At 46.9% G+C, this 14,223-nt stretch carries 9 protein-coding genes; all 9 read left to right on the forward strand.

Annotated elements, in window-relative coordinates:
- Positions 1-26 precede the first annotated feature (26 nt).
- The 9 genes from KVT36_RS22235 (at position 27) to KVT36_RS22275 (ending at position 14,223) form a co-directional block, all read left to right on the forward strand.
- Positions 27-1,667 (forward strand): cyclic peptide export ABC transporter, encoded by a 1,641-nt coding sequence (locus tag KVT36_RS22235; RefSeq protein WP_217605649.1) that lies wholly within the window; start codon positions 27-29, stop codon positions 1,665-1,667.
- Positions 1,664-2,452: a thioesterase II family protein gene (locus KVT36_RS22240; RefSeq protein ID WP_217605650.1), complete on the forward strand. Its 789-nt coding sequence runs from the start codon at positions 1,664-1,666 to the stop codon at positions 2,450-2,452. Before KVT36_RS22235 ends, KVT36_RS22240 begins: the two co-directional genes overlap by 4 nt.
- A 2-nt stretch (positions 2,453-2,454) precedes the next feature.
- Complete coding sequence (locus KVT36_RS22245; protein WP_217605651.1) at positions 2,455-4,929, forward strand: outer membrane beta-barrel protein; 2,475 nt, start codon at positions 2,455-2,457, stop codon at positions 4,927-4,929.
- 13 nt (positions 4,930-4,942) lie between these two features.
- Entirely contained in the window at positions 4,943-7,378 is a 2,436-nt protein-coding gene (locus KVT36_RS22250) for a penicillin acylase family protein (protein WP_217605652.1), read from the forward strand.
- An 8-nt stretch (positions 7,379-7,386) separates the two neighbouring features.
- The gene (locus KVT36_RS22255) at positions 7,387-7,764 is read left to right on the forward strand and encodes a hypothetical protein (RefSeq protein WP_217605653.1); all 378 of its coding nucleotides are present in this window, start codon (positions 7,387-7,389) and stop codon (positions 7,762-7,764) included.
- 42 nt (positions 7,765-7,806) lie between these two features.
- Positions 7,807-9,819, forward strand: a complete 2,013-nt coding sequence (locus KVT36_RS22260; RefSeq protein WP_217605654.1) for a beta-L-arabinofuranosidase domain-containing protein — start codon at positions 7,807-7,809, stop codon at positions 9,817-9,819.
- A 15-nt stretch (positions 9,820-9,834) separates the two neighbouring features.
- A complete protein-coding gene (locus tag KVT36_RS22265; RefSeq protein ID WP_217605655.1) occupies positions 9,835-11,361 on the forward strand; it encodes a sulfatase in 1,527 nt (508 codons plus the stop codon).
- An 89-nt stretch (positions 11,362-11,450) separates the two neighbouring features.
- Positions 11,451-13,055 carry a Na+/H+ antiporter gene (locus KVT36_RS22270; protein WP_217605656.1) on the forward strand — a complete coding sequence of 535 codons (1,605 nt, stop codon included), beginning with the start codon at positions 11,451-11,453 and terminating at the stop codon, positions 13,053-13,055.
- 58 nt (positions 13,056-13,113) lie between these two features.
- Positions 13,114-14,223 (forward strand): acyl-CoA desaturase, encoded by a 1,110-nt coding sequence (locus tag KVT36_RS22275; protein WP_217605657.1) that lies wholly within the window; start codon positions 13,114-13,116, stop codon positions 14,221-14,223.

Here is a 14,223-nt window from a genome sequence, read left to right on the forward strand (position 1 = left end):
TCAGATCATTTTTTAAGTAAGCAAACATGAAACGGATTTTGAAATTAGTATTACCAATGACGGGTAAATGGGGATTCCTGAAATATGTGTGTCTGGGCATCCTTTCCGGCCTGTGCAGCTTTCTTTTTATTAAAACAGTAACGGGGATCATGGGGCTTATTATAGCCGGTGATTTCACGGTTAATAAAGAGTATATCCTGGTTTTCCTGTCCATCATCCTGGCATTTGTATGGATCAGGAAAACCTTGTCACTGGCCATTATACGGCTCTCGCAAACCCTGTTCTGGGATCTCCGCAAACAGATCTTAAGGCTGGTGCTGAACACCAATTACCAGCAGCTCTCCGGCCGCCGGGCAGATGTGCATTCCGCTATTGTAAGCGATGTGAATATCCTTACCACGGCCTCCATGAGCATTATTGATTTTTGTACCTCCACCGTGCTGGCTATTTCCTGCCTGGTATACCTGGCCTCTATTTCCATGCTGCTGTTTGGGTTAACGCTGGGCGTAGCATCCATCGGGGTATCTATTTACCACCTCCGTTCCAAGGCAGATACGGAAAACTTCCGGCGCGCCCGCGGCCTGGAAACCAGGTTTCAGGCAGGATTAAATTCCATCCTCGACGGCTTTAAGGAAATTTACATGGAGCCCCGCAAAGGCGCCTACATTTTTAATACCCGCATTAATACTGTTGCTAAAGAAGCGTATACGAACAATACCAATGCCTATGCAGGTTTTCTGACCAACCAGATCACCGGGCAGGTGCTGTTCTACGTGCTTATTTCTTCCATCCTTGTTTTCTTCAGCGTAGCGCTGAAGATCAATACGAAGGATACGGTAAGCTTTGTGTTCACCTTGTTGTATTTACTGGGTTCTATAGAAACCATTATGGTGCTGTTACCTGCCCTGGCGCGTGCCCGGGTGGCCTCCACACATTTGTTTGACCTGAAAGCCAAGCTGGAAGCCGCGAGCCAGCCGCCGGCGCTGCGGGAGCCCACCATTTTTAATGATGAATTTGAGCAGATCACGGTACATAACCTGGAATATTATTACGGGGAGCAGGATAAAGCTTTTGGCATTGGGCCGGTGAACTTTGAGATCCAGAAAGGCGATACCATTTTTATTTATGGCGGCAATGGCAGCGGCAAAACCACCTTTGTACATACGGTGCTGGGCTTGCGCATACCATCTGCCGGCGGCATCCGGTATAACAATATACTGGTGGATGAAGATAATTACCCGGATTACCGCACTGCCTTTGCAGTGGTGTTCAGCGATTTTTACCTGTTCAATGAGCTGGTGGGCCTGGAAAATGTGAATATGGAAAAATGGGAGTATTACCTGCAGCTTTTTGAAATAGAAGATAAGGTAACCATGGAAAAAGGTGTCTTCTCCACTACAGACCTTTCTACCGGGCAGCGGAAACGCCTGGCCCTGATAGCCGCCCTGCTGGAAGAAAAACCTATCCTGGTAATGGATGAATGGGCCGCTGACCAGGACCCTTATTTCCGGAGAAAATTTTATACAGAGATCATTCCCCTGCTTAAAAAAGAAGGGTTTACCATTATAGCTATTACCCACGATGATAAATATTATCACTGCGCAGATAAGTTATATAAAATGGATTACGGCAAATTAATCGCAGAAAGTGTAAGCGTATATCAATGAATGAACGTATGAAACAGGCACAATTATTTTTACTGCATTTTGCAGGAGGTAACCGGTATTCCTTCGCCTCCATGCTGCAGTTTTTACGGGAATTTGAGGTGGTTTCCCTGGAATTGCCGGGCCGTGGAAAACGAATGAGCGAGCCCCTGCTGAAAAATTTCGAGCTGGCCGCCGCAGATATGTACCGGCAAATAACCGCGCAGCTAACATCGCCCCGCTTCGTATTGTACGGGCATAGCATGGGCGCCTATCTTGCCCTGCGCGTAGCTTATATGCTGGAAAAAGCAGGTAAGTTCCCCAGCTGTATAATTGTGAGTGGAAATGCAGGTCCGGCATTGGAAAATCGTAAAAAAAGAAACCTATATTTACTGGATCATGAAAACTTTGTAGCAGAGCTGCAGAAACTGGGCGGTGTACCCCCTGAGCTTATTGAGAACGAAGAGCTGTTTAACTTCTTTGAGCCCATTCTGCGAGCCGACTTTGAAATTGCTGAGAGAAATGAAATAACAAATGAAACGGTAGTAAGAGCCCCACTTTGTGCTGTGATGGGAACCCAGGAAGAGGATGTGGACGACATAGTCAACTGGTCCAGGTTCACAAAGGCCGGTTTCAGCACAGAGATCCTGGATGGAAACCATTTCTTTATTCACCGGCACCCCCAGGCAATGGCTGACATAATTGGCACTTGGTACAGCAGGGCAAACGCCCTGCGGCAGGAATCGTTAACTGAAAACCCATATAGACCCATACCTGTGAACCCGGCAGGTAAAAACACCAACATTTAATTATGAGAATAGTTATTGAAAAGATCACCCGTTCCCTTATGCCATGGTACACCGGCGCAGCCCTGCTGGTATTGCTGTTATCTGCTACCGGCCTGCAGGCCCAAACCACAGGCAGCATTACAGGCAGCCTGGTAAGTGAGCAGAACGCAGCTGTGATCAATGCCACCATTTTATTAAGGAACACTTCCGATTCCGGAATTTATAAAACCACCTTAAGTAATGAGCAGGGCTTGTTTTCCATTGAAGGTATAAAGGACGGCAATTACTTCCTGGAGGTGAACCTGATCGGTTTTGAAAAGATCAGCAGAACCGGTTTACAGATCAGCAGCGCCACCCGCACTACAGACCTGGGTGTGCTTACTCTAAGAACAGCCACCAAGAACCTGGGAGAAGTAGTGGTAAAAGGACAGGTGCCTTTTATAGAACGCAAGCTGGATAAAACCGTGGTGAATGTGGAGAACAGCATTATTGGCGCCGGTTCTACCGCCCTGGAAATGATGGATAAGCTGCCCGGTGTGGTAGTATCGCCCAGCGGGCAGATACAGCTGAACGGCAAGTCGAACGTAAATGTGTTCATTGATGGTAAGGCCACCTTTTTATCTTCCGAAGACCTGGCGAATTTATTAAGAGGCACATCCTCCTCCTCCATCCAGAAAATTGAGATCATGGCCAAACCCTCTGCTAAGTTTGATGCGGGCGGTAGCGGCGGTGTTATTAACATCATCAGGAAAAAGAACAAGAAAGAAGGCTGGAACGGCACGGTGAACGGCAGCTACGGACAGGGTGGCTATCCCCGCTACAATGGTGGCTTTAACATGAGCTATAAGAACAAGGCCTATAACTTATTTGTGAGCGGCACTTATGTGAAAACACAGAATTTTTTTAAACGCGGTATTGTCAGCGATATCTTTAACGGCGATAATACTTTCCTGCTGCAGCAGGTTTCCAACAGTAACACCATTACCACCACTAAAACATTCACGCCGCTGGCAGGTATTGACCTGTACCTTTCCAAAAGAACTACGCTCACTGTATCCGGTACCGGCGCGCTGCAAACCAATAACGTGCGCTTAATGGCCAATACCGATGAAAAGGACGCGCAGTATGTAAAAACAAACCGGCTGGATTTTAACAGCCTCAATAAAAGCAAACCCTATAATTACAACGCCAGCGCACACCTGGTGCACCAGATAGATACCATCGGTAAAGAGTTCTCCGCTGACCTGGATTATGCACATTATTACAGTGATCCGCAGCAAAATATTACCAATAATTATTTTGATGCCAATGATAAGTTCATGAACCAGGAGCTTTCCCTGCTGGATGGGAACCGCAAGCTGGATATTTACGCCGCTAAGGCCGACTATTCCCAGCCCCTGGGTAACGGTCACCTGGAATTTGGCTGGAAATCAAGCTACGTAAGGGCTGTGAACGATAATAAATTCTTTAATAATGAAAGCGGGCATAATGAGCTGGATTCATCCCGGAGCGATTATACCATCAATAATGAGAACATTAATGCCCTGTATGTGAATGTGGATCAGCAGATCAAAAAGTTCACCATTCAGCTGGGCCTGCGTGGGGAGCATACCTGGAGCACCGTAGAGCAGCATTATATTAATGCGGAAGTAAAACGCAACTATGTGCAGCTGTTCCCCTCCCTGTTCGTAGATTATAAGATCAATGATCAGAACATCTTAAACCTGAAAGTAACCCGCAGAACAGACCGTGCAGCCTATGCGGATATGATTCCCTTCCGCCGCCCGCTTTCTGCCACTACCTATTTTAAGGGTAATCCCAACCTGCGCCCGCAGATAGTTTTAGGCAATGAATTTACCTATGCTTATAAGGATGCGTTATTTGTAACGGTGGCATATGAACATACCAAAAATTATATAACCACGCTGGCCTTCCTGGATGATAATAAGCAAACCGTAACCCGCATACCCAGTAATGTAAACAAAGCAGAAGTGTGGGAGCTGGATATCATTTACTCAAAAAAGCTTACTAACTGGCTGGCCACCAATAATACCTTTGCAATTTTTAACCAGTCGTTCAAAGGCACCGCAAAAGATTTTGTGCTGGATAACAATGGCACTCCCACAGTGATGTTCAACGCCAATAACAGCTTTTTTATTACCAGCAAATTATCAGCAGAAGTAGCATTCCGCTACATGAGCCAGCGTAAAATGGTAGCAGAAACCTATGATGGTTACTACAGTGTGGGAGCCGGCTTAAAATACCTGGTGCTGGCTAACCGCGGTAACATTGCGCTGAATGCCAGCAACATTTTTAATTCAGAGAACCGTAATTCAGTAGACCATTATCAGAATCTGAACCAGTACTGGAACCTGATGTTTGATACCCGCGTGGTAACCCTGAGCTTTACCTACCGCTTTGGCCGTGGTAAGGCATCCAACAAACGGATCAACACCGCATCAGAAGATGAGAAGAAACGCACCAAGGTAAGTAACTAGAAAAAACGTAATGATGAAAAAAATAAATAAAGATGCGGTATTTCCGCTGGCCGCATTAGTGATGCTTGTTTTTGCACTGTCGCGCCAAATGTTTATGGTGCCCCCATTGGGCAAGCTGCTGGATCCCTTTATTGGCGCAGTGCAAAATGAGGATGAAGGCCGTTTGAATGCCGCCGCATTATCCATCCCGGGAAAAGAGCTGAAAGCGCCGGTACAGGTATACTTTGACAAACGCAAGGTACCGCACATTTATGCACAAAATAACAGCGACCTGTATTTTGCACAGGGTTATGTAACTGCCAGCCTGCGTTTATGGCAAATGGATTTTATGACCTACGCCTCCGCAGGCCGCCTGGCTGAAATATTTTCCCAGAAAGATTTTTTTGATTACGACCGTAACCAGCGCAGGATAGGCATCCTGGAGGCCGCCAAACAATCGCTGAAAGTAATAAATGCCAATCCTCTTACCAAAGAAGCGCTGACTGCCTACACCAAAGGCGTGAACGCTTACATACACCAGCTGAGCTACCGGGAAATACCATTGGAGTATAAGATGCTGGGTTATGAGCCGGAACCCTGGACTGAGCTGAAAAGCGTGCTGATACTGAAAAGCATGGCCAATAACATGACGGGATATGAAGAAGACCTGTTTATGTCAAAAATGATCCTGGCGCTGGGTGAGGAAAATTTTAATAAGCTGTACCCCGATTATTATGAGAACAGTACCCCGGTAATGAATGCAAATAAGCCGGCCCTGTTTGCTGCAGCAGCGCCGCTTAAGGTACCCTCGTACCTGGATTATTCCTTTCTTTCTTCCAACTCCGTAATAGCAGAAAGCCCTTATAACCCGCGCCTGGGCAGTAACAGCTGGGCGGTATCCGGCAAAAGAACAAAGTCCGGTTTTCCCATCCTGGCCAATGATCCGCACCTGGGCCTTAGCCTGCCCAACATCTGGATAGAGATGCAGCTAACAGCGCCGGGCATGAATGTATATGGCGTGTCCATTCCGGGCGCACCGGCCATCATCATAGGCTTTAATGAAAAAGTAGCCTGGGGCATTACCAATGGCAGTGATGATGTAAGGGACTGGTACAAGCTGAAAATAACCAATGATTATAAACAATATGAGTTGGATGGACAGTGGCGTAACCTGGCCTACCGCGTAGAAGAAATAAAAAGGAGAGGGGAAGCGCCTTTCTATGATACCGTATACAGCAGCGTGCATGGGCCTATTGTGAACAACCGCAGCTTCCCCGGCAAGGATCCTGATATGATGGATATGGCATTACGCTGGGAGCTGCACCGCCCTTCCAACGAGTTTTACACTTTTATTAAGCTGAACACAGCAGCTGATTATAATGATTATAAAGCCGCCATCCGCAATTACAGCACCCCGCTGCAGAACTTCACCTATGCCGGCAAGGATAACATCATTGCCATTAATCACCAGGGCAGCATGCCTGTTAAATGGGCCGGGCAGGGGAAATTTATACTGGACGGCACCCGCAGCGCACACCTGTACACGAAATATATACCGGTAGATAGTTTGCCACAGCGGTATAACCCGGAATGTAATTACGTGCAGTCAGCCAACCAGCACCCCACGTACGATAACTACCCTTATTACTATAATGGTTATTACAGTGAAACCCGCGCTAACCGTATAGAGCAGCTTTTATCTAAAAGTGACAAGCTGGATATTGCAGGCATGGAAGCCATTCAGCTGGATAATACCAACTCTTTTTCAGCAGAAGCATTGCCGGTGTTGTTAAGCAAAATTAACAGGAGCCGTTTAAACCCGCAGCAGCAAAAAGACCTGGATGCCGTAAGCAAGTGGAAAGGCAATTACGATTTTAAGGATAAAATAGCACGCCTGTACGAAATTTGGTGGGCCAACACCGTCTTTTATACCTGGGATGAGTTTAAGAACTACCGCTTTTACCTGCGGCCGCCGGATAAAGTGGTGCTGCTGGACCTCATCCGCAAAGAACCTGATAACAAGTATTTTGACCTGCAAAGCACCGCACAGCAGGAGAATGCATCGGATATTATTACAGATGCTTTCATCACCTCCTCAAACGATTTCACTAAAACCCGTAAAGAAGGGCGGGAGCAATGGGGCGATTATCATAAAGTGAATTTAATGCATCCCACTAACCTGCCGGCCTTTAGTGAAATGAGCCTTTCTGCCGCCGGCCAGTCAGAAGCCATTAATGCTACCTCCCGCAACTGGGGCCCATCCTGGCGCATGATCGTAGAGCTGGGAGATAGGCCAAAGGCATACGGCATTTACCCCGGCGGCCAGTCCGGTAACCCGGCCAGCGAGTATTACAACAATTTTACCAAAGACTGGAATAAAGGCAAATACTATCCGCTGCTGTTCTTTATGAACAGTGCAGAAGCCAAAGCACAGGCCAGCAGTACCTGGACATTCAACACCGCCAAATAACAGACCGTATGAAAAAGAATATACTGAATAATATAAAGATCCTTGCGCTCACCATTATACTCATTATACTTACCCGCATGATAGGCATACTGCCCTGGTGGAGCTTTATTATACCCGTAGGGGCATTGGGCATTGTTATGACTGTAAAGAAATGGAGCAGGGCCGGTTTTGGATTAGGTTTCCTGGCAGGCTTCCTCACCTGGGCCGGCGCAAACCTGTACTTCGATGCAGCTTTGCAGGGCGCTGTGCTGGATAAGCTGGGCCTTTTATTATCCGTACCCGCCATTGTAATAGTACTGCTCTCCGGCATTATAGGCGGGCTGTTAACCGGGCTGGCGCTGTACACCGGCAAAGCGCTGGTAGCGGAACGCAGTATCAATATTTAGGGAATTTTTCTATCTTGTTCATGCTCAAACGCATTGAACAGGATGAAAATAAGAAGGCTGATTCCACTGGTACTCATGTTCATTTCCGTGCATAGCTATGCACAGGATAAAACTTACATCACTAACCGCGCACCCCTGCGCCCAAACCCTTATATAGAGCTGCCTTTGGGCGCCATTAAACCACAGGGCTGGTTAAAGGAAATGCTGGTACGCCAGAAAAATGGCATGACGGGTAAGCTGGATGAGCTGTACCCGTTAGTAATGAATGAGCGCAATGGCTGGCTGGGCGCCGATGGCGACCAGTGGGAGCGGGGCCCTTACTGGATAGATGGATTGCTGCCGCTGGCCTATATCCTGGACGATCAGCAGCTGATAGCAAAAGTAAAACCCTGGGTGGAATGGGCTATCAAAAGCCAGCAGCCCGATGGTTATTTTGGTCCTTCCAAAGATTACCCTTACGAAGCAGGTTTGAACCGCGATAACAGCCGCGACTGGTGGCCTAAAATGGTGATGCTGAAAGTGCTGAAGCAATACTATATGGCCACGCAGGACCCGCGTGTGATCACTTTAATGACCAGGTATTTTAAGTACCAGCTAAAAGAGCTGCCGCAAAAACCGCTGGATCACTGGTCTTTCTGGGCCCGCTACCGCGGCGGCGATAACCTGATGGTAGTATACTGGTTATACAATATCACCGGCGATAAATTCCTGCTGCAGCTGGGTGATCTGCTGCACAAACAAACCTTTGATTATACCAGCGCTTTCCTGCAGGGCGGTCTGTTAGCCACCCCCGGCAGCATACACGGCGTAAACCTGGCCCAGGGCATGAAAGAGCCGCTCATTTACTACCAGCAGCACCCGCAACAGCAGTATATAACGGCAACGGATAAAGGATTACAGGACCTGCGTAAGTTTAACGGGCAGGCCAATGGTATGTATGGTGGCGATGAAGCCCTGCACGGCAACAATCCCACACAAGGCTCTGAATTATGTTCTGCTGTGGAAATGATGTTTTCGCTGGAAAGCATGCTGGAAATTACCGGCAGCGTAGCGTATGCAGACCATATTGAAAAAATTGCTTTTAATGCATTACCCACACAGGTAACGGCGGATTGTATGAACCGCCAGTATTTTCAGCAGGCCAACCAGGTCATGATCTCCCGCCACATCCGCAATTTTGATATTAACCATGACGGTACAGATGTATGTTATGGTTTGCTCTCCGGTTATCCCTGCTGCACTTCCAACATGCACCAGGGCTGGCCCAAATTCACCCAGAACCTCTGGTATGCCACAGCTGATAAGGGTTTGGCGGCATTGTTATACGCACCCAGCGAAGTAAAAGCCCATGTAGCCAATGGCCGTGAGGTTACCGTAAAGGAAACAACTAATTACCCTTTTGAAGAAGCCATTCAATTCACCATTACTACAGATAAAGGAGGAGCCGTTAGTTTCCCACTGCACCTGCGCATACCCAAATGGTGTACAAAAGCTGTTGTAAAAGTGAACGGCAAGGTATTACAGGAAGCTAACAGCAATCAGATAGTAAAGATCAGCCGCGCCTGGACTTCCGGCGATGTGGTGGAGCTGGCGCTGCCCATGCATATTTTTAAAGAGAATTGGTATGAAAATTCTATGTCGGTAGAGCGCGGCCCTTTAACCTATGCGTTGAAAATAGGAACATCCGTAAAAAAGGTAAAGAACGATAAAGACCCGGTAGATTATGGTGCGGAATTTTATGAAGTTCATCCCACCACACCCTGGAACTATGGCCTGATAGAAGTGCCGGATAATAAGCTGGAAGCCAGCTTCAGCGTAGAAAAGCAAACCACCATAGCCGCTTACCCCTGGGACCTGGAAAATGCACCGGTGATCCTGAAAACAAAAGCCCGGCGCATTCCATCCTGGCAATTGTATAACGATATGGCAGGCCCCATTCCCTTCAGCGTTACCTACCATATGGAAGCTGCGCAGGAACCGGAAGACATTATACTGGTACCCTATGGCTGTACACAGCTGCGTATAGCCCAGTTCCCGGTAGTAGGAAACAGATAACTGATAAATAATTATATGAAAAAGTTTGTCCGGCTTTTGCCCGCGCTGTTATTGCTGTTCATCAGCAGCTACGCGCAAAAGAAAACCACCCAGCCTAATATCATTTTCATCCTGTCTGATGATCATGCGTACCAGGCCATCAGCGCATATGGCAGTAAGCTGATGCAAACACCCAACATAGACCGCATTGCACGGGGAGGCGCCCTTTTCAGGAATGCGCTGGTAGGCAATTCGATTTGCGGCCCCAGCCGCGCTACCCTGCTTACCGGCAAGTATAGTCACCTGAACGGGTATACGCTGAATGAAAAGAAGTTTGATATTTCACAGGAGCTGTTTCCCCGCATTTTGCAGCAGCATAATTACCAGACCGCCTGGATAGGGAAGTGGCACCTGGGCAGCCTGCCGCAGGGGTTTGACTACTGGAATATTTTACCCGGCCAGGGCCAGTACTACAATCCTGACTTTATAAAAATTGGCGGCGATACTTCCCGTTCCAGCGGTTATGTAACCAGCCTGATAACAGAATTTTCTATTAACTGGCTGCAGCAGCGGGATACCAGCAAACCATTTTTTATGGTGGTAGGGGAAAAGGCTACGCACCGCGAATGGCTGCCGGATCTCCAGGACCTGGGCGCTTATGATAACGTTGACTTTCCTTTACCCGCTAATTTTAAAGATGATTATAAAGGCCGTATAGCCGCGCAAAACCAGGACATGACCATTGCCAATACCATGCGCCTGAAAGAAGACCTGAAAGTACATGCTGATTATGAAAAAAACGGCATCTACAACCGCTTTAACCCGGAACAGAAAAAGGTCTTCATGGATTATTATGAAGCTAAGGTAAGCAAGGAATTTGATGCGAAAAAACTAAGCGGCGATACCCTGGTAAAATGGAAATACCAGCGCTATATAAAAGATTATTTAGCCACCGCCCGCTCACTGGACCGTAACATTGGCCGGCTGCTGGATTACCTGGATCAAAGCGGTTTGTCAAAAAATACGGTAGTGATCTACGCCTCTGACCAGGGATTTTATTTAGGAGAGCATGGCTGGTTTGATAAACGTTTTATTTACGAAGAATCTTTACGCACCCCCTTTATGATCCGCTACCCGGGCGTAGTACAGCCGGGTACTTCCATTCCGCAGCTGATGGTGAATATTGACTGGGCGCCCGCTATTTTAGATATGGCCGGCGTACCCGCACCTGCAGAAATGCAGGGCACCTCTTTTTTGCCCTTGCTGAAAGGAGATACAACGAACTGGCGCAAGGCGGCTTATTATCATTACTATGAGTTTCCACAGCCGCACCATGTATACCCGCACTTCGGTATCCGCACAGAAAAATATACCCTGGTACGGTTCTATGATCAAACCAACACCTGGGAGTTATATGACCTGCAAAAAGACCCACAGGAAATGTTTAACCTGTATGGACAGGCAGCTTATAAACAGCTCACTGCAACGCTGAAACAGCAACTGCGGCAGCTGATACAGGAGTATAAGGATGGGGAGGCATTGAAGATCATGGATCAGCAATAAAGAACCGTCCGCACTCTGGAAGCGGTAAATATATATACAGGCATGTTTATTGCCACACCTGGTATTAAAGTGCAGGCCGGGAAGAGATTATGGAGAACTTTGAAATAGTGATCATTTTGTTTGTTGTACTGCTTGCATTAATGGCAGTAGCAGACAAAGCAAGATTGTCTAATGCAGTGATGCTGGTAATAGCAGGTATCGTTATTGGTTTTATACCGGCATTGCCATCCCTTGTGCTGGACCCTGAGATCGTGTTCCTGCTTTTTTTGCCCCCGGTCTTATATGATGCGGCTTCCCACACCTCCTGGCACGACTTTAAATCCGAGATTGTTCCCATATCTACGCTGGCTATTATATTAGTGTTCTTTACTACTATCGCAGTAGCTATTGCCTCTTATTTTTTAATTCCGGGATTTACCTGGCCGCTGGCGTTTGTTTTAGGCGCTATTGTATCACCGCCGGATGCCGTAGCAGCCACCAGTATTACAAAAGGGTTGGGATTAAATAAAAGGGTCGTTACCATTTTGGAGGGAGAGAGCCTGGTTAATGATGCTTCCGCTCTTATCTCATACCGCTTTGCTATTATAGCCATTGGCACGGGTTCATTTGTGCTGTGGAAAGCTGGAATAGATTTCTTGCTCCTGGTTACGGGAGGCATCATAATTGGAGTAGCCATTGGGTTCCTGTTGATATATATACACAAACTGATCCTTAACAATTCCCTTATCAGTACCTCGCTCACCTTATTAACGCCATTCATCTCCTACCTGGTAGCAGAACATCTGCATACTTCTGGCGTACTGGCAGTAGTGAGTACCGGTCTTATTATATCCTGGCGCGCACCCGAAGCATATTCTTATCAGACCCGGATCAGGAACCGCGCCGTTTGGGATACGATGATCTTCCTGCTCAATGGTTTCATTTTCATCCTTATCGGCTTACAGCTTCCCGCCATCCTGGCAGACGTAAAGAAATATGGTATTGTTAATCTTTTGATGTACGGTCTTCTTGTAAGCGGGGTTACAATTATTATCCGCTTATTATGGGTATTCGGCGCTGCTTACTCGCCCCTTATAAACGGCAGCGGTAAAAATAAAAAAGCAGATGGCAGTCAGCTCACCGCCTGGAAAAGTGTATTGATCATAGCATGGACCGGCACCCGCGGAATTGTATCCCTGGCCACCGCGCTGGCATTACCGTTAACTTTCAGTAACGGACATGCTTTTGCGCAGCGTTCATTGATCCTGTTCCTGGCCTTTGTTGTTATTTTTATTACCCTGGTAGTGCAGGGGCTGTCACTTCCCCTGCTTATAAAAATGCTGCGCATAAAAGCTAACCCCGATCCTTTTAAAGAAGAGCGGGAGATGAGACTGTTAATGGCAGGCCAGGTGATCGGCTTTATTGAAACTCAGCTTCCGGAAAAGGCTGATGGATCATTAATAAAGCGGCTAAAACAACGCTATACTATTATAATAGAAGAATTGGAAGATCTTTCCAGGCGATTGCCTGAAAAGCCTGTGGTAACAGATATAACCTCATTATCCATTCAGCAGGAGATCATAGAATGGCAGCGCAAGCTGCTGATCGCCTTTCATAAAGAAGGCCGTTTTAACGAATATACCATCCGCATGCTGGAACAGGAGCTGGATCATGAAGAAGTAAGGCTAACCAGCCGTTTCAGAAAAATGAAATAATATACGTAATACAGATCAGGGTATAATTTTTGCGTTAACATTTGCAGATCTTAATTATATGGTGCCGGAAAATCTGGATATAGTTCGTTTTGCGCCCCGCGGCAAAAATAGTTTTTATGAAACAGTATTAACTAAGGTTAATGCGTATCTCAAAACACAGCAGATCTCCCCTTATGCTAATGCCGGCATGTGGATAAAGGCCATCGTTATGCTGCTGCTGTACACAGCGCCTTATGTTTTACTGGTAACCGGTGTAGGTGCAAATAATCTCTGGATCTTCCTGGGTTTATGGTTCCTGATGGGGTGGGGAATGTGCGGCATTGGCGCAGCAGTTATGCACGATGCGAATCATGGCTCTTTCTCTTCCCACAAAAAGGTGAACCGTTCCATTGGTTATCTCCTGGAAATGATAGGCGGCTACTCCGTGAACTGGAAGATCCAGCATAATATCCTGCATCATACCTACACCAATATAACGGGCTTGGATGAAGATATTGACAGCATTACCCTGTTGCGCTTTTCCCCCCGGCAGCCCCGGTATTGGTTTCACCGGTATCAATATATTTATGCCTGGGGTTTTTATATGATCATGACCCTGTTCTGGATGACGGTAAAGGATTATATGCAGGCTATCCGCTACAAACACCACAACCTGCTCATCAAGCAAAAGGTATCACTCAAACAGGCCATATCCAGCATTACCTTGTATAAGGTTTTTTATTACGGATATATCATGGTATTGCCTCTTTTCTTATCAGGGCAGCCCTGGTATACAATAGTGTTTGGATTTTTATTAATGCACTTTACAGCGGGATTATTCCTTTCCTGCGTTTTTCAGCCCGCGCATGTGATGGAGGAATCGCCCTTTTCATTACCGGTAAATGTGGATGGTACGCCGCGTATGGAAGATTCATGGGCGATCCATGAGCTGGTCAATACTACCAATTATGCTCCCCGTAGCCGTGTACTATCCTGGTTTATAGGCGGCCTCAATTACCAGATAGAACATCATTTGTTTACCGGTGTATGCCATGTACATTATAGAAAAATAGCACCAATAGTAAAAGCTACTGCTAAAGAATACGGATTACCCTATAATGAGCAGCGTACTTTTTTACAGGCGCTTTACCGGCATGCCGGCATGTTGAAGTTGTTGGGAAGAAAATGA

Origin of the sequence: Chitinophaga sp. GbtcB8 (genome assembly GCF_019091455.1) — a bacterium.
Lineage (GTDB): Bacteria > Bacteroidota > Bacteroidia > Chitinophagales > Chitinophagaceae > Chitinophaga.